This is a genomic window from Streptomyces sp. NPDC050315 (assembly GCF_040655775.1).
GTDB lineage: Bacteria > Actinomycetota > Actinomycetes > Streptomycetales > Streptomycetaceae > Streptomyces.
The window spans coordinates 73,042-90,681 of record NZ_JBFAKN010000005.1; the positions used below are offsets into that span (position 1 = coordinate 73,042).

Genomic DNA, 17,640 nt, shown 5'->3' on the forward strand with positions numbered 1-17,640 from the left:
CCATGTCCGCACTCCAGCGGCAGCCGCACTTCGCCGTCGCGCTCGACACCCCTGAGTACACCCCCGACGCGCCGGGCCCGTTCGACGCCGCGCACTACACACGCCTCGCCCGGCTCGCCGAGCGCGGCACCCTCGACTTCGTCACGCTCGGCGACACCTTCGCCCGGCCGGGCCCGGACGCCCTCGCCGTACTGGCCCGGGTCGCGCCGCACACCGCACACATCGGGCTGGTCCCGACGGTGACCACCACCCACACCGAGCCGTTCCACGTCGCCACCGCCGTGCAGACCCTGGACTGGGTCAGCCGGGGCCGGGCGGGCTGGCGGGCCGAGGTGTCCCGTACCCCGGCCGAGGCCGCGCTCTTCGGGCGCCGCCCGGCAGCGCCCGCCGACGCGCTGTGGCGAGAGGCCACCGATGTGGCCGACGTGGCGGGCCGGCTCTGGGACAGCTGGGAGGACGACGCGGAGATACGGGACGCCGCCACCGGCCGGTTCATCGACCGCGGCAAGCTGCACTACGTCGACTTCCGCGGCACGTCCTCCACCGGCGAGCCGTTCTCCGTACGCGGCCCCTCCATCGTCCCCAGGCCCCCGCAAGGCCGGCCCGTCATCGTCGTCGACGCCACCGAGGACGCGGCCCGGGAGACCGCGGCGGCCCGCGCCGACATCGCCCTGGTCCGCGCCGAGGACCCGGACACCGCGACGGCGGCCCGTGCCGAACTGCGCGCCCGCGCCGAGGAATTGGGCCGGGACCCGGACCGGCTGCGAGTCCTGGCCTCGCTGCCGGTCGAGCTGCCGGCGCCGGGGGACGCGGCCGGGCTCGCCGAGCTGCTCACCGACTGGCACGGCACCGAAGCGGCCGACGGCTTCCACCTCCGGCCCGCCGATCCCGTACGCGACCTGGCCCGCCTGGTCGACGGCACGGTCCCCGTACTCCGCCGGCGCGGCCTGCTGCGCCGCTCGTACCAAGGCACCACCCTCCGCGACCACCTCGGGCTGGCGCGCCCGGCCAGCCGTTACGCCACCGGAAAGGCCTCCTGATGAGCACGCCACGCAAGCGGCTGCACCTGGCCGCCCACTTCCCGGGTGTGAACAACACAACGGTCTGGCAGGACCCGGAGTCCCGTTCCCAGATCGACTTCTCCTCCTTCGTGCACCTGGCCCGGACCGCCGAACGCGGCCTGTTCGACTTCTTCTTCCTCGCCGAGGGGCTGCGGCTGCGCGAGCACAAGGGCCGCATCCACGACCTGGACGTGGTGGGCAGGCCCGAGTCGCTCACCGTACTGAACGCGCTGGCCGCGGTCACCGAACGGCTGGGCCTGGCCGCCACCGTCAACGCCACCTTCAACGAGCCCTACGAACTCGCCCGGCGGCTGGCCACCCTGGACCATCTCAGCGCCGGCCGGGCCGCCTGGAACGTGGTCACCTCCTCCGACGCGTTCACGGGTGAGAATTTCCGGCGGGGCGGCTATCTGGACCACGCGGACCGCTACACCCGGGCCGCCGAATTCGTCGCCACCGCGCGCGAGCTGTGGGACTCCTGGTCCGAGGACGGGACGCCGCGGCCCTTCGCGCACAGGGGGCAGCACTTCGACATCCGGGGTGAGTTCACCGTGCCGCGCAGCCCGCAGGGGCACCCCGTCGTCATCCAGGCCGGGGACTCCCCGGCGGGCCGCGACTTCGCCGCCTCCGCCGCCGACGTGATCTTCACCCGGCACGGCACCCTGGAGGCGGGCCGCGCCTTCTCCGCCGACGTCAAGGGGCGGCTGGCCGCACACGGCCGGACACACGACTCGCTGAAGATCATGCCGGGCGTCACCTTCGTGCTCGGCGACACCGCGGCCGAGGCCCAGGAGAAGGCCCACCACATCCGCCGCCAGCAGGTCTCCCCGCAGAACGCGCTGCTCACCGCGGAACAGGTCTGGGGCGTGGACCTCTCCCACCTCGACCCCGACGGCCCGCTCCCGGACTTCGACCCCGAGCCCGAGCCGAAGCTCACCCAGGGGCGGACCCGGCTCGGCGACCCCCAGGAGATCGCCGGCCGCTGGCGCGCGCTCTCCGAGGCCAAGGGACTGTCCCTCCGCGAGACCGTCATCGAGGCGACCGGCCGGCAGTCCTTCATCGGCACCCCGGAGACGGTCGCCGCCGAGATGGACGCGTTCGTGACCGCCGGCGCGGCCGACGGCTTCATCCTCGTACCGCATCTCACCCCCGGCGGCCTGGACGAGTTCGTGGACCGGGTCGTACCGCTGCTGCAGGAGCGCGGCGCGTTCCGTACGGAGTACGAGGGCGGCACGCTCCGCTCGCACCTGGGGCTGCCGGAGGCCGCGGCACGTCCGGTATGGAAGGGTTGATGACCATGAGCACGGAAGCAGAGAAGGACTGGCAGGCGTGGCGCGCCGAGCGTGAGCGGAGCGTCTCCCGGCCGTCCGGGCCGCTGGCGCTGACCGGCACCCACTGGCTCGCCGACCAGCCCGGCGGCCGCATCGAGGGCGTGCCCGGACGCTGGGCCGAGGACGGCGACGCGGTACTCCTGACCGCGGACGCGCAGGACGGGCTGAGCCTGGACGGCGTACCGCTCGTGGGCGAGGCGCGGCTCGGCGCGGACGCCGCGCCGGAGACCTCCCGCGTCACGCACGGCGACCGGCGGCTGGTGGTCCTGCGGCGCGAGGGCCTGTGGGCCGTCCGCGTCTTCGACCCGCACTCCGAGGCGCTGCGTGCCTTCGCCGGGATCGACGCCTTCCCGTACGACGCGCGGTGGCGGCTGACGGGCCGGTTCCGCCCGTACGAGCAGGGGCGCACGGTCCAGGTGGAGAACGCCGACGGCCGGGAGCGGGGCCTCGGCCTCGGCGGCGAACTCGCCTTCACCGTCGACGGCGCGGAGCACACCCTGCAGGCCGCGGTGGAGGCCGACGGCTCGCTGTGGGCCGTGCTCGCGGACGCCACCAGCGGCACGGAGAGCTACCGCTTCCGCTTCCTGCGGCCGCCCGCGCCCGCCGCCGACGGCACCGTGACCGTCGACCTCAACCGCACCCTGCTGCCGCCCTGCGCCTTCGCCGACCACTTCATCTGCCCCTTCCCGCCGCCTGGCAACACCCTCCCGTTCGCGCTCCGGGCCGGAGAACGGCAGCTCAGCGGCGGATGAGGCGCGGTATCAGCGGCGGTTGAGGCGCCGGACCCGCCGCGCAGGAACCGGATCGGCGGGCCGCACGTCGAAGATCCGACCGAGGGGGTCGGAACGACGGCCCCGGCAGCAGGAACGGACGCTGCCGGGGCCATCCGTCATGTGCCGGACCGGAAACAGCCTCTTGCGCACCGCGCCCGGAGACTCCAGACTCCCGTCCAGCGCTTGTCAGGGGCACGCGGAAAACGGAACCCGTGCTGCCTGGCTGCGCCTCACGGGCCGCCCACAGGCGACCCCCGATTCCCCTCGGAGGAAGAAGTGAGGAACGAGCGCACCACCCCCCGCAGCGGCGTCACCAGACGCACCCGGCTGATCGCCGTGGCGTCCGGCCTTCTCGTCGCAGGCGCCGTGGCCGTACCCAGTGCCAGCGCCGACGTGCAACCGGCCACCACGTTCAGTGCCACACAGCTGTCCGCGGCCGACGACTCGGTCCGCGCGGCCGATGTCGCGGGTACCGCATGGCGGGTCGACAAGGCGACGAACAAGGTCGTCGTCACGGTCGACAAGACCGTCTCCCAGGCCGAGATAGCGAAAATCAAGAAGGCGGCGGGCGTGAACGCCGGCGCCCTCAGCTTCGAGCGCACGACCGGGAAGTTCCAGAAGTACATATCGGGCGGCGACGCGATCTACACGTCCGGCTCGCGCTGCTCGCTCGGCTTCAACGTCCGCAACAGCAGCGGCACTTACTACGCCCTCACCGCCGGCCACTGCACCGAGGGCAGCTCATCCTGGACCACCGGCAGCGGCGCGCTGATCGGCCCGACCGCCGGCTCCAGCTTCCCCACGAACGACTACGGCATCATCAAGTACACCGGCTCCGTCTCGCACGAGGGCACCGTCGGCGGCCAGGACATCACCAGCGCCGGCACCCCGTCCGTCGGCCAGACCGTCACCCGCCGCGGCTCCACCACCGGCACCCACAGCGGCCGCGTCACCGCCCTGAACGCGACCGTCAACTACGGCGGCGGCGACGTCGTCTACGGCATGATCCAGACCACGGTCTGCGCCGAGCCCGGCGACAGCGGCGGCCCGCTGTACTACGGCACCAAGGCGTACGGCCTGACCTCCGGCGGCAGCGGCAACTGCTCCTCCGGCGGCACCACGTTCTTCCAGCCGGTCACCGAGGCGCTGAGCGCCTACGGCGTCAGCGTGTACTGAGCACGCGCGCCCCGGCCCTTCCCCATGGCCGGATGAGTGTTCTCGGCACTTCGCACGTACTGAGGAATACTGCGCCCCTGGACTGCAGCCAGCAGCAGTAGGCCCCCGCTCGCCGCGGCGAGCGGGGGCCCTTTGACGTGCGGCGCCCGCCCGGGACTCGACCGCCCCGGCAACCGGGCATACCGTGTAACTACGTGCGACTCGGACGGCTGGACAGCTCTGTCTAGGGGGCCGTGATGGTCGAGGAACTGGTCACCACCGGCGTGGCGCTGGCCGCGGCGGGCGCGGTGTACGTCATGGCGGCGGCCCGCGTGGTCAAGCAGTACGAACGCGGTGTGGTGCTGCGGCTCGGGCGGCTGGCCTCGGCCGTACGCGAACCGGGATTCACCATGATCGTCCCGGGCATCGACCGGATGCGCAAGGTCAACATGCAGATCGTCACGATGCCGGTGCCGGCCCAGGAAGGCATCACCCACGACAACGTCACGGTCCGGGTGGACGCGGTGGTCTACTTCAAGGTCGTGGACGCCGCCGACGCGGTCATCCAGGTCGAGGACTACCGCTTCGCCGTCTCCCAGGTCGCCCAGACCTCGCTGCGCTCGATCATCGGCAAGAGCGACCTGGACGATCTGCTCTCCAACCGCGAGAAGCTCAACCAGGGCCTGGAAGTCATGATCGACAGCCCCGCGCTGGGCTGGGGCGTGCAGATCGACCGGGTGGAGATCAAGGACGTCTCGCTGCCGGAGACCATGAAACGGTCGATGGCCCGGCAGGCGGAGGCGGCCCGCGACCGGCGCGCCCGGGTGATCAACGCCGACGCCGAGCTGCAGGCCTCCAAGAAGCTGGCCGAGGCCGCCCAGCAGATGTCCGACCAGCCCGCCGCGCTCCAGCTGCGACTCCTGCAGACCGTCGTCGCGGTCGCCGCGGAGAAGAACTCCACACTCGTCCTGCCCTTCCCCGTCGAACTGCTCCGCTTCCTGGAGCGCTCCGGCCTCCAGGCCCAGGCGCAGACGGAGGCGTACGAGCGGGCGCGCGGCGGGAGTGAACAGGCGCCCGAGGACGCGGCCCCGGAAGGGCCGCGCAGAGAGCGCATGGTCCGGGAGGACACGGCCCGGGAAGCCGTGAGCCGCGAGGAGATCCCGCTGGACGCGGCGGAGGACGAGCTGCCCGGCATCGAGCCCGGCATCGATCTGCCGGGAGTGGAGGTACCCGGCATCGAGATCCCTGAGGTGGAGGTGCCCGGGGACGAGGGGACGCGCCGGGACGGTACGTCCACGTAACGCACGTCCAAGTAACACTCCGTGGTCTCCCTATACCGGACAGGGGACGGGCATGCACAGATATCGGTGTGCAGAACCCGTGGACGAACGGTGAATCGTCGTACGCAAGACCGGGACCCGGTCTTGTGCACGCATGTGGCGGGTGGGAATACTCGGCGTCGCGCATTGGCATGGACGCGACTGTCGGTCCGTACACGCCGTGTCCCGAACCACGTCCGTGTCCGGAACCTCGGGCGCAGACTCTCACCCCTCAGGGCCCGCTGCTTCCCCCACGATTCGGCGGGCCCTTCCCCCCACGGGAGGTCTTGAGTTGAAGCACCGACGCATACCCAAGCGCCGCGCCGCACTGGCCGGAGCGGGCGCCCTCGCCCTCGCCGCCACCGCCGGCTTCGCGCTCAGCGCCAACGCCACCCCCGCGCCCACCGCCAAGCCGCTCTCGCTGACGCCCACCGCGGCCGGCAAGCTCGCCGCGCAGCTCACCGACGGCACCGCCGGTTCGTACTACGACACCAAGGCCAAGAAGCTGGTCGTCAACGTCGTGGACGAGGCCGCGGCCGACACCGTACGGGCCAAGGGCGCCGAGCCCAGAATCGTCCAGCACACCCTCGCCCAGCTGAACGGCGCCCGGCAGACCCTGAAGACCAAGGCCACCATCCCCGGCACCTCCTGGGGCATCGACCCCAAGACCAACAAGGTCGTCGTCACCGCCGACCGCACGGTCAAGGGCGCAAAGCTCGCCAAGCTCAACAAGGTCGTCGACAGCCTCGGCAGCAAGGTGAAGCTCACCCACAGCAAGGGGGAGTTCAAGCCCTTCATCGCCGGCGGCGACGCGATCTGGGGCGGCGGCTCGCGCTGCTCGCTCGGCTTCAACGTCGTCAAGGACGGCCAGCCGTACTTCCTCACCGCAGGGCACTGCGGCAACGCGGTCCAGAGCTGGTCGGACTCCCAGGGCGGCGGCGAGATCGGCGCCACCGAGGACTCCAGCTTCCCCGGCAACGACTACGCGCTGGTGAAGTACACCGCCGACACCGACCACCCCAGCGCCGTCAACCTCTACAACGGCAGCGCCCAGGACATCACCGCCGCGGCCGAGGCCACCGTCGGCGAGAACGTCCAGCGCAGCGGCTCCACCACCCAGCTCCACGACGGCACCGTCAAGGCCCTGAACGCCAGCGTCAACTACCAGGAAGGCACCGTCGACGGGCTGATCCAGACCGACGTCTGCGCCGAGCCGGGCGACAGCGGCGGCGCGCTGTTCGCCGGCGACAAGGCCCTCGGCCTGACCTCGGGCGGCAGCGGCGACTGCTCCTCGGGCGGCGAGACCTTCTTCCAGCCGGTCACCGAGGCTCTGCAGGCGTACGGGGCGCAGATCGGCTGACCTTTCCCTGCACTGCCGGCGTCACGGCCCGGCTCCACGGCCCGGCTCCCTTTCGGGAGCCGGGCCGCTCGCCGTCAGCGCCCGTCCAGCGGCCCGAAGGCGGCCAGCGCTTCCTCGGCGGTGTGGGTGTGCCGTACGTACATCTCCGCCCACCGGGCGGCGCCCGGGAAGCCGGACTCCCGGGCGATGCGGGCGCACGCCGCGTCCCGGTCGTAGCCCGTCCGGCGCAGCGCGACCGCGTCGCCGCCGGGGCCGAGCAGCGCCCAGTGCGCGCCGGGCCGCCCGTACGGCATTCCGACGCTCCCCGGGTTGACCACCAGCCGCCCGTGCGCGATCCGGACGAACGGCATGTGGGTGTGGCCGCAGACCACGGTCCGTACGCCGTCCGCCACCCCGGCCAGTACCTCGGCGAAGCGCTCCGGCCGGGAGTCGGCGAGCAGCACCTCGGTGTCGTCGCGCGGGGTGGCATGGCAGAAGAGCACCGCGCCCAGGCCCGGCACGTCCAGCGTCACGGTCGCCGGGAGTGCGTCGAGCCGCTCGATGTCGGCGGGGGAGAGCTGCCGGGCCGCCCAGGGCGTGATCGCGTCGGGGGCCGGTGCGCGGTGATCGCGGTGGCTCGCGATCAGCTCGCGTTCGCCGTTTCCGGCCAGCCACACAGCGCGGTCGCCGAGGCCGCGCAGCAGGTCGAGGGTCTCGCGGGGGAGCGGCCCGGACAGCAGGTCGCCGGTGAGGACGACGGTGCGCGCCGCGCGCACGTCGGGCTCGGACAGTACGGCTTCCAGCGCGGGGGCGACTCCGTGGATGTCGGACAGGACGGCTACCGCGGCGGTATCGGTCATGGGGGAGAGGGTGGCAGGGGCGTGCGGGTGCGGGAGGCGGTTCGGCTGTGAGCTGAGGGCGGCGCGGGAGGCGGTTCGGGTGTGGGCTGTGGGTGGCGCGGGAGCGTTCGGGTGTGGGCTGTAGGCGGCGCGGCGGTCAGACGCGCTCGACCAGCCGGGCCGCGGCCGACTTCGCCGTGGCCAGGGCCGTGGCCCGGTCCGCGCCGTGCTGGCCCAGCACCACGCGCGTACTGAGCCCGTCCAGCAGCGCGAGCAGTTCGGAGGCGCGGCCCGTGCAGTCCCCGGCGGCGAAGCGGCCCTGCGCGACGCCCTTCGCCAGCAGCGCGGCCAGATCGTCGCGCCAGCCCCGGTCGAGCTCCTCCTGCGTCTCGCGCAGCGGTTCGTTGGCGACCGTACGGGCCCACAGCTCGATCCACAGCATCCAGCGCGGGTCGCGCGGCCCGCGCGGCAGGTAGAGGCCGACGAAGGCGTCCAGCATCCGCACGGCGCCGAGCCGTCGGGCGAGCAGCGCCCGGCGCTCCTCGGCGAGCTTCGCCTCGCTGAACCGCAGCGCCTCCAGCAGCAGCCGGTCCTTGCTGCCGAAGTAGTACAGGATGTGGCCGCCGCTCGTGCCGAGCCGCCGGGCCAGCGCCGACATGGTGAGCGCCGCGAGGCCGCCCTCGGCGATGGCCTCCATCGCCTCTTCCAGGATCCGGTCGGCCGCGACCTGCCCGTCCCGCCGTCGTGCCACCGCCCCGACCTGCCCTTCGTCCCGTTCCGCGCGTCCGTCGTCCCGACCTTATCCCGGGGGATTCGCCGCGAGGTCTTGACCTGCGCGGGGCGTCGGGCGCATTTTGAATGCCGTTCAAGTAATTAGAACACCGTTCAAAGTCTGGCACGCCGTTCACAGCCCACAGGAGTCGCAGTATGTCTCGCCCGCCCGCCGACCTCGTCCTCCGCAACGCCCGCATCCACACCGTGGACCCCGCGCTCCCCGAGGCCGGGGCGCTGGCCGTGCGCGACGGCCGGATCGCCTGGCTCGGCCCGGACGCCGAGGCCGCGGAGTGGATCGCCGGCAGTACCCAAGTGCTCGACGCCCACGGCAAGTTGGTGCTGCCCGGCTTCATCGACGCGCACAACCACGTACGGCTCGGCTCCGACGACGCCTGCGTACAGCTGGCCGGGGCCCGCACGCTCGACGAGGTGCACGACCGCATCCGTACCTGGCGCGACGCCCACCCCGACGCCGAGTGGATCGAGGCCGAGGCGCTGGACTACTCGGCGCTGCCCGGCGGCCGGATGCCGCGCGCCGCCGACCTCGACCCGGTCACGGGCGACACCCCCGCCTTCGTCCTCAGCTACGACGTGCACACCGCCTGGCTCAACACCGCGGCCCTGCGCCGCCTCGGCATCACCAAGGACCGTACGGACCTGCCGTACGGGCGTGCCGAGACCGACCCGGAGACCGGCGAACCCACCGGATTCCTCAAGGACTTCGCGGTCCGCGGGCTCTCCCGGGACGGCCACCGTGCGCTGCGCGACCTCGGCGTGCCGTGGGCGTCGCCCGAACGGCAGTACCGGCGGCTGGCCGGCAGTCTCGACGACGCGATCCGCTTCGGCATCACCACGGTCGTCGAGCCGCAGAACTCCCTCGACGACCTGGCGCTGTTCGAGCGCGCCCGGGCGGAGGGCCGACTGCGCTCCCGCCTCGTCGCCGCCCTCTTCCACCCGCGCGGCACCACCGGCGCCGACCTCGTCGAGTTCGCCCGCGCCGCCGAGAAGTACGACGACGACCGGCTGAGCGTCGGGCCCCTGAAGCTCTACATCGACGACGTGGTCGAGCCGCGCACCGCCGCGCTGCTCGCGCCGTACGCGGGCTGCCGCCACCACCGGGGCGAGACCTTCTACCCGCCCGAGGAGTTCGCCGAGCTGCTGACCGAACTGGACTCCCTCGGCTTCCAGTGCTTCGTGCACGCGACGGGTGACCGCGGCATCCGTACGGTCCTGGACGCGGTCGAGCGCGCCCGGGAGTTCAACGGGCCGCGCGACGCCCGCCACCAGGTCGTCCACGTCGAATGCCTCGACCCGGCCGACACCCCGCGCTTCGCCGAACTGGGCGTGGTCGCCTGCATGCAGCCGCGGCACGCCGCCCCCGAGATCGCCGGCCCCGGCCAGGACTGGGCGGAGAACGTCGGCGCCGACCGCTGGCACAAGGCATGGCCGCTGCGCAGCCTGCAGGAAGCAGGCGCGGTCCTGGCCTTCTCCAGCGACTGGAACGTCGCCGAGATGGACCCGATGATCGGCATCTACACCGCCGTCACCCGGCAGCCACTGGGCGGCGGCGACCCCTGGGGCCCCCAGGAAACCATCGACATCGAGACCGCCGTACACGGCTACACAATGGGCTCCGCATACGCCAACTTCCTCGAAAACGAACGCGGTTCCCTGACCGTGGGCAAACTGGCGGACTTCGTCATCCTCTCCCGCGACATCCTGCGCACCACCCCGGAGGAAATCCCGGGGACGGTGGCGGAGGTGGTTGTGGTGGGGGGAGAGGTGGTGCACTCACACTAGGCGCGCCGCGGCTCCGCGAGCCACGGCAGGCCCGCCGCCACCGTACGGAGGGCACGTCCGGCCAGCTCCGCCGGAGGCGCATCGCTCTCGCCCGCCGCCCACACCTCGACCGCGGACCGCAGTGCGCCGTCCGCCGCGGCCGCGGTCAGCCGTACCTCCAGCGGTCCGGCCGTCGTCGTCCGGGTCAGTACGTCGATCAGCGCCAGCTCGGACTCGTGGTGCGCACGGTGCCAGACGGCGCGCAGGGCCGGATTGTCCTGCATTGCGTGCAGCAGGCCCCGGGTCCACTCCAGCGCCTCCTCGGCGCGCGCGTCGGCGGGTGTCAGCGCCTCGCGGGCCGCCCGCTCCAGTACCTCGCCCAGCGGCAGCTCCGGCTCCCGCGCGGCCAGCTCGGCCAGTCCCTCGGCCCAGTCCCGTACGCCGCCCGTCAGCAGCGGCGCGACCGCGTCCTCCTTGGTGCGGAAGTAGCGGTAGAAGGTGCGCGGCGCGACGCCCGCGGCACGGGCGATGTCCTCCGCGGTGACGGCGACGCCGCGCTCGGCGAACAGCGCCGCCGCGGTACGGGCGATCTCCAGCTCGGTCGCGGCCTTGCGCCGCTCGGTGAGGGTGGACGGACGGGAGGGAGGTGCGGTGGGCATGGCCGGAGTCTACGCCGCGGTACTGCCGAGGTGGCATGAGGTGCAAAGATGGCACAGTGTGCCATTGAGGCGTACGGTGCCTCATGGGCGCGGCTGCGGCTCAACGGAGAGCCGCGCACCGAAGAAGCCGCGCACCGACGAGAACGGAGAACGCCATGAACCGCTATGAGGGCCGCCGCGTACTGATCACCGGCGGCGGGTCCGGTATCGGACAGGCCACCGTCCACCGGGTCCTCGCCGAGGGCGGCCGGGTCGTGGCGGCGGACGTCAGCGAGGAGGGCCTGAAGGCCACCGCCGAACGCGCCGCCGCGGACGGTGCGGGCGACCGACTCACCACCGCGGTCCTGGACATATCCGACGAGGCCGCGGTCGTCGCCGGCGTGGCCACCGCCGTGGAGGCGCTCGGCGGCCTGGACGTGCTGGTCAACGCGGCCGGCATCCTGCGGTCCGAGCACACCCACAAGACCACCCTGGACTTCTGGAACAAGGTCGTCTCCATCAATCTGACCGGCACGTTCCTGATGATCCGCGAGTCGCTGCCCGCCCTGCTGGCGGGCGAGAAGCCGGTGATCGTCAACTTCAGCTCGACCTCGGCCTCGTTCGCGCACCCGTACATGGCGGCGTACGCGGCGAGCAAGGGCGGCATCCAGTCGATGACCCACGCGATCGCGAGCGAGTACAGCAAACAGGGACTGCGCGCGGTGTGCGTCGCGCCGGGCTCCATCGCCAGCGGCATGACGACGGGCCGCGGGCCCGGCCTGCCCGAGGATGCCGACATGAGCCTGTTCATGAAGCTCGCACCCGCCATCGGCGAGGGCTTCGCGGGCCCGGAGACGGTCGCGGGCGTCATCGCGATGCTGGCTTCCGAGGACGGCGCCTTCGTCACGGGTACGGAGATCCGGATTGATGGCGGTACGCATATGTGAGATATGCGAGTGAGCCGTGCGGGGGCGGGTGTGCGGGGGCTACTGGCGCGGCTCGCTCCGGTCGATCGCGCCCCGCCCCACGGAGAGGGCCGCGAAGAGCAGCGTCAGTACCGCCGCGAGCACCGCCCAGGCGGCGAGCACCAGCAGCGGCCCCGCCATCGCCCGCCCGTCGAAGTACGCGATCGACCGGGCCGCCCAGGTGCCCGCGCCCGGCGGCAGCGCGGGCCCGATGGCGTGCCAGAACGGTGGCAGCAGCGGATACGGATAGGCGCCGCCCGCGCTGGGATTGCCACCGATCACGACCACGAGGATGGTCAGCCCGATGCCGAGGATCCCGGCGATGCCCTGGAAGGCGAAGGTGGTCGCGCCCACCGCGAACACGATGAGCGCGCCCAGCCCCCACAGCGCCACGACGCTGCCCGGCAGCGCGCCGAGTGCAGGGCCGATGACGAGCGCACCGGCCAGCCCGGCCAGTACGGAGTACACCAGCAGCGTCCCGAGCCGGATGACGGCCCGCCTGCCGTTGGTGGGACGGGCCCCGTAACTGATCGCGAGGATCGCGGCGCACAGGTAACCGCCCACGCACCACCCCACCACCAGGTAGAACGACGACAGCCCGCGGGCGTCCTGCGGGTCCGTCGGGGCCACGTCGGTCGTCCGGACCGTGCGCCCCTCCGCCTGCTCCGCCTTGGTGAGGACCTTCTGCAGCGCGTCGGAGAGCGCGCTGCCGCTGCCGCCGGCGACCAGCAGCTCGTCCTGCTTGCCGCGCGGGTCGGCCACCAGCGCGCCGTCGATCTCCCGGTCCTTCAGCTGCCGTACGGCCTCGGCCCGCGACCCGGCAGGGCGCGCGTCGAGCGGCGAGCCCCGCAGCCGGTCCAGCTTCGCGACGAGCTGCCCGCGCGCCTGCGGGGGCGCGACCACCGCGAACGCCACGTCCCGGGGCTTGGGGGAGTGGAAGGCGCCCGCGTACGAGGCGATGAACGCGGCCGTCAGGGCCAGCACTCCGACGATCAGCAGCGCGGCCCGCGCCGACACGGCGTCCTTCAGCTCTTCGGTGAAGGTGGTGCGGGTGCCGTCGCCGTCCGCTGTGGCCATGTGGCGCTCCTCGTATTCGTGGCTATTCGTCCCATATCTTCCGTTTCGCATGGGAGATATGCGGCCGGGTGAGCGCGTCCGGCGCGTCGCGCGAACACGTCCGTACGAATGTGTTCGCACGGACGTTCGAAGAAAGCGTTATGGTGTGAGTGGGGCGGGGGATGCAAGGTCAGTCAGGGGGTGCTCAAGCGGTAGGAGGTGCGAATGTCCCGGTTCACGCACCTGCACACCGCATCGGGATTCTCCGTGCGGTACGGCGCCTCCCACCCGGAACGGCTCGCCGAGCGGGCGGCCGAACGCGGCATGGACGCCCTCGCGCTCACCGACCGCGACTCCCTCTCCGGCGCCGTACGCTTCGCCAAGGCCGCCGCCGAAGCCGGCATCCGCCCGCTGTTCGGCACCGAGCTGGCGATCGCCGAACGACAGCCGGACCCCACCCCCACGACCCGCCGCCGCACCCCCGTACGCGGTGGCGCCTTCATCGACGAATCGGCCCCCCGCGCCGTCTTCCTCGCCCGCGACGGCGCCCGCGGCTGGGCCACCCTCTGCCGCCTCGTCTCCGCCGCCCACGCCACCGACCGCGAACGCCCCGTACTCCCGTGGGAAGCGCTGACCGGTGCCGCGACCGCGGGCGAGGTACGCGAAGCCGCGGCCCGCCTCGGAGACCCCACCGACGGCATCACCGTCCTCCTCGGCCCCGACTCCGAAGTCGGCCGCGCACTCGCCGCCGGCCGCCCCGACCGCGCCGCCCGCCTCCTCGCCCCCTGGCGCGAGCTGTACGGCGACGCGCTGCGCCTCGAAGTCGTCCACCACGGCCGCACCGGCACCGGCCCCGGCTCCCTCCGGCTCGCGGCCCGCACCCTCGGCTTCGCCGTCGACCAGGGAGTACGCGCCGTCCTGAGCAACGCCGTCCGCTACGCCGACCCCGGCCAGGGCCCGGTCGCCGACGTCCTGGACTCCGCCCGCCGCCTCGTCCCCATCGACCGCCACCGCCCCGAAGCCCGCGACAGCGGCGAACGCTGGCTCAAGGACGCCGACACCATGGCCCGCACCGCCGAACGGATCGCCGAGGCCGCCGGCCACCGCCGCGACACCGCCCACCGGCTGCTCGCCATGACCGAGGAGACGGCGGGGGAGTGCCTCGTCGACGCCCAGGACGACATCGGACTCGGCACCGTCCACTTCCCCGAACCCCGGCTCGTCGGCGCGGAGCACCGTACGGCCTCCCGCGTACTCCGCTCCCGCAGCGCCGCCGGAATGGTCCGCCGCGGCTACGACCGCGACCCGGCCGCCCGTACGTACTGGGAACGCCTCCACCGCGAGCTGGACATCATCGACCACCACGGCTTCGCGTCGTACTTCCTCACCGTCGCCCAGGTCGTCGAGGACACCCGGCGCCTCGGCATCCGCGTCACCGCACGCGGCTCCGGCGCCGGCTCCCTCGTCAACCACCTGCTCGGCATCGCACACGCCGACCCCGTCGAGCACGGGCTGCTGATGGAACGCTTCCTCTCCAAGCGCCGCGCCGTCCTCCCCGACATCGACATCGATGTGGAGTCGGCCCGCCGCCTGGAGGTCTACCACGCGATCTTCGACCGCTTCGGCGCCGAACGCGTCGCCGCCGTCGCCATGCCCGAGACGTACCGGGTACGCCATGCCGTACGGGACGTGGGCGCCGCCCTCGGCATGGACCCCGACGAGGTGGACCGGCTCGCCAAGTCCTTCCCGCACATCCGCGCCCGCGACGCGCGGGCGGCCGTGGAGGAGCTGCCGGAGCTGCGAGGAGTACGGGACAACCCGCCGCCCCCGCCGTTCTGGGACCTGGTGGAGGGCCTGGACGCGCTGCCCCGCGGCACCGCCATGCACCCCTGCGGTGTCCTCCTCTCCGACGCCACGCTCACCGCACGCACCCCCGTGGTGCCCACCGGCGGCGAAGGCTTCCCCATGTCCCAGTTCGACAAGGACGACGTCGAAGACCTCGGCCTGCTCAAACTCGACGTGCTCGGCGTACGAATGCAGTCCGCGATGGCACACGCCACCGCGGAGATCGGCCGTGCCACGGGGCGGCCCGCGCCGGACCTCGACGACCCGGCGCAGGTGCCGCCGGGCGACCCCGCCACGTACGGCCTGATCCGCTCCACCGAAACCCTCGGCTGCTTCCAGATCGAGTCGCCGGGCCAGCGCGACCTGATCGGCCGGCTCCAGCCCGCCACCTTCCACGACCTGGTCGTGGACATCTCGCTCTTCCGCCCCGGCCCGGTCGCGGCCGACATGGTGCGGCCCTTCATCGACTCCCGGCACGGCCGCCGGCCCGTCCACTACCCCCACCCCGACCTGGCGGAACACCTGCGCGAGACCTACGGCGTCGTGGTCTTCCACGAACAGGTCATGCACATCCTGAACCGGATGACCGGCTGCGGCCTGGACGAGGCCGACCGAGTACGCCGCGGCCTGTCCGACCCCGAGTCGCAGGGCCGCATCCGCGTCTGGTTCGCGGAACGGGCCGCGCGGCGCGGCTACTCCTCCGAAGACATCGCCCGCACCTGGGAGATCATCGAAGCGTTCGGTTCGTACGGCTTCTGCAAGGCGCACGCGGTGGCCTTCGCCGTACCGACCTACCAGTCCGCCTGGCTCAAGGCCCACCACCCGGCCGCCTTCTACGCCGGCCTCCTCACCCACGACCCCGGCATGTACCCCAAACGCCTCCTCCTCGCCGACGCCCGCCGCCGCGGCGTCCCGATCCTTCCCTTGGATGTGAATCGGTCGGATGTTGCTTATCGAATCGAACTGGTGTCTGGGGGTAGTGGGGTGAAGGGGGATAAAAGTGTTGGGGGCGCGGGGGCTGCCGCGGCTTCCGGCTCTCCCGGCTCCTCCAGGGCTTCTGGGATGTCCAGGGGGCCCAGGGCGTCCGGGACTCCCGGGGTGCCCGGAACATCAGTGACTCCCGGCACTTCCGGGGCTTTCGGGGCTTCCGGAACGTGGGGGCTGCGGCTCGCGCTCTCCGAAGTACACGGCATCAGCGAGGCCGAGGCCGAACGCATCGCCGCCGGCCGCCCCTACTCCTCGCTCCAGGACCTGTGGCGCCGGGCCCACCCGGGCCGCCCGGTCCTCGAACGCCTCGCCAGGGTCGGCGCGTTGGACGCCTTCGGCGCCAACCGCCGCGACCTGCTGCTGCACATCGCCGAACTCCACCGCCAGCACCGCGGCGCACCGGCCGACACCCAACTCCCGCTGACCGCCGCGGCATCGGCACCGGCCGGCCTGCCGGACCTGAGCGACGCCGAACGGCTCAGCGCCGAGCTGGGCGTACTGGGCATGGACGCCTCCCGGCACCTGATGGGCGACCACACCCAATTCCTGAACGAACTGGGCGTACTCCCGGCCAAGCGCCTGCGCGAGGCCCGGCACGGTGACACCGTCCTGGTCGCCGGCGCCAAGGCGGCCACCCAGACGCCGCCGATCCGCTCCGGCCGCCGGGTCATCTTCACCACCCTCGACGACAGTACGGGCCTGGTCGACTGCGCCTTCTTCGACGACAGCCACGAGACCTGCGCCCACACCGTCTTCCACTCCTGGCTGCTCCTGGTACGCGGCACGGTCCAACGCCGCGGCCCCCGCAGCCTCAGCGTGGTAGGCACCGCGGTCTGGAACCTGGCGGAACTGGCGGAGCTGCGCCGGCGGGGCGGCCTCCGCGCAGTAACCTCCCACCTGTCCTCCTCCCCTCCCCTCCCCCCACCCCCCACCACCACCACCTCCACCACCCCAACTACTGCCCCCGCCCCCACGCTCACCTCCACCCCCACACCCACCCCCACGCCCACCTCCACCCCCGTACCGGCAGCTGCCGCGAACACCACCCCAGGGACCGCCTCACCCTCCAAGACAACCCAGCCCCCCGCGCCCGCCTCGGCCCCCGCGCCCGCCTCGGCCACCGCGTCTGCCTCGGCCTCGGGAGTGCCGGCTTCGGCCTCGGCCTTCACGGATTCCGGGACTCCGACCTCAGCCCCCGCGTCCGACCCGGCCTCGGGGTCCCTGGCGTCGGAGCCCCTCACAGCCCCTGCCTCCGCCACGGCACACGCCACCGCAGGGCGCAGCCCGGGTGCGCGCGTCACCGGGCACCCCCACAGCCGGAGCGGCTCCGCCGACCGTGAGCGGTACGCCGCCGCGGAGGCCGGCACCGGCACGGCACCCGGCGGGGACGGCACTCCCACCTCGCCTGCCGACTCGCTGTCACCTCCCGACTGGTCGACGCCGGGCGACTCGGCGATACCGGGCGACTCGGCAACGCCTGCCGGCTCGGCGACGCCTGCCGACTGGCCGATGCCGGGCGACTCACCGACGCCTGCCGACTGGTCCACGCCTGCCGACTCGACAACACCTGCCGGCTCCGCGACGTCGGACGACTCGGCCGCAGCCGACGACGAGCGGGTCATTCGCCTGCCCACCGGCTACACCCTGCACCCGTGGGCCGACCTTCAGCCCGCGGGCGAACGCGCCGCCACCGGTCGCAAGCTGTGGCACGCCAGCCCAGGGAGCGCAGGATGACTTACCAAAAGCCCCCTTCCTCACCTCCTTCCGGTCACTCTCCGA

General features: G+C 72.9%; 13 protein-coding genes. 9 read left to right on the top strand and 4 right to left on the bottom strand.

Annotated features, from left to right (window positions below; genetic code table 11):
- Positions 1-2: 2 nt before the first annotated feature.
- The 6 genes from AB0I82_RS19255 (at position 3) to AB0I82_RS19280 (ending at position 6,999) form a co-directional block, all read left to right on the top strand.
- Positions 3-1,040, top strand: a complete 1,038-nt coding sequence (locus AB0I82_RS19255) for an LLM class flavin-dependent oxidoreductase (RefSeq protein ID WP_363258491.1) — start codon at positions 3-5, stop codon at positions 1,038-1,040.
- Positions 1,040-2,353 carry an NtaA/DmoA family FMN-dependent monooxygenase gene (locus tag AB0I82_RS19260; RefSeq protein ID WP_363258492.1) on the top strand — a complete coding sequence of 438 codons (1,314 nt, stop codon included), beginning with the start codon at positions 1,040-1,042 and terminating at the stop codon, positions 2,351-2,353. The genes AB0I82_RS19255 and AB0I82_RS19260 overlap by 1 nt, the downstream gene beginning before the upstream one ends.
- A 5-nt stretch (positions 2,354-2,358) precedes the next feature.
- The gene (locus AB0I82_RS19265) at positions 2,359-3,144 is read left to right on the top strand and encodes a DUF1684 domain-containing protein (protein ID WP_363258493.1); all 786 of its coding nucleotides are present in this window, start codon (positions 2,359-2,361) and stop codon (positions 3,142-3,144) included.
- A gap of 297 nt (positions 3,145-3,441) precedes the next feature.
- Positions 3,442-4,341, top strand: a complete 900-nt coding sequence (locus AB0I82_RS19270; RefSeq protein ID WP_363258494.1) for a S1 family peptidase — start codon at positions 3,442-3,444, stop codon at positions 4,339-4,341.
- 236 nt (positions 4,342-4,577) lie between these two features.
- Complete coding sequence (locus tag AB0I82_RS19275) at positions 4,578-5,621, top strand: slipin family protein (protein ID WP_363258495.1); 1,044 nt, start codon at positions 4,578-4,580, stop codon at positions 5,619-5,621.
- A 310-nt stretch (positions 5,622-5,931) separates the two neighbouring features.
- On the top strand, positions 5,932-6,999 hold the full coding sequence (locus AB0I82_RS19280) for a S1 family peptidase (protein ID WP_363258496.1): 1,068 nt from the start codon (positions 5,932-5,934) through the stop codon (positions 6,997-6,999).
- A 74-nt stretch (positions 7,000-7,073) separates the two neighbouring features.
- Here AB0I82_RS19280 and AB0I82_RS19285 read toward each other — a convergent pair whose 3' ends face one another.
- Positions 7,074-7,838 (bottom strand): metallophosphoesterase family protein, encoded by a 765-nt coding sequence (locus AB0I82_RS19285; RefSeq protein WP_363258497.1) that lies wholly within the window; start codon positions 7,836-7,838, stop codon positions 7,074-7,076.
- Between the two features lie 136 nt (positions 7,839-7,974).
- A complete protein-coding gene (locus AB0I82_RS19290) occupies positions 7,975-8,568 on the bottom strand; it encodes a TetR/AcrR family transcriptional regulator (RefSeq protein ID WP_363258498.1) in 594 nt (197 codons plus the stop codon).
- A gap of 176 nt (positions 8,569-8,744) precedes the next feature.
- Between AB0I82_RS19290 and AB0I82_RS19295 the strand changes: the two genes are divergently transcribed.
- Positions 8,745-10,391, top strand: a complete 1,647-nt coding sequence (locus AB0I82_RS19295) for an amidohydrolase (RefSeq protein ID WP_363258499.1) — start codon at positions 8,745-8,747, stop codon at positions 10,389-10,391.
- Here the strand turns inward: AB0I82_RS19295 and AB0I82_RS19300 are convergent.
- The gene (locus AB0I82_RS19300) at positions 10,388-11,029 is read right to left on the bottom strand and encodes a TetR family transcriptional regulator (RefSeq protein WP_363258501.1); all 642 of its coding nucleotides are present in this window, start codon (positions 11,027-11,029) and stop codon (positions 10,388-10,390) included. The genes AB0I82_RS19295 and AB0I82_RS19300 overlap by 4 nt on opposite strands.
- A 155-nt stretch (positions 11,030-11,184) precedes the next feature.
- On the opposite strand from AB0I82_RS19300, the gene AB0I82_RS19305 reads away from it, so the two are divergent.
- Positions 11,185-11,955 carry an SDR family oxidoreductase gene (locus AB0I82_RS19305; protein ID WP_363258502.1) on the top strand — a complete coding sequence of 257 codons (771 nt, stop codon included), beginning with the start codon at positions 11,185-11,187 and terminating at the stop codon, positions 11,953-11,955.
- Positions 11,956-11,994: 39 nt separating this feature from the next.
- On the opposite strand, the gene AB0I82_RS19310 is transcribed toward AB0I82_RS19305, so the two are convergent.
- A complete protein-coding gene (locus tag AB0I82_RS19310) occupies positions 11,995-13,050 on the bottom strand; it encodes a DUF3533 domain-containing protein (RefSeq protein ID WP_363258503.1) in 1,056 nt (351 codons plus the stop codon).
- A gap of 204 nt (positions 13,051-13,254) precedes the next feature.
- On the opposite strand from AB0I82_RS19310, the gene dnaE reads away from it, so the two are divergent.
- On the top strand, positions 13,255-17,595 hold the full coding sequence (gene dnaE, locus AB0I82_RS19315) for a DNA polymerase III subunit alpha (RefSeq protein WP_363258504.1): 4,341 nt from the start codon (positions 13,255-13,257) through the stop codon (positions 17,593-17,595).
- Positions 17,596-17,640: the final 45 nt, after the last annotated feature.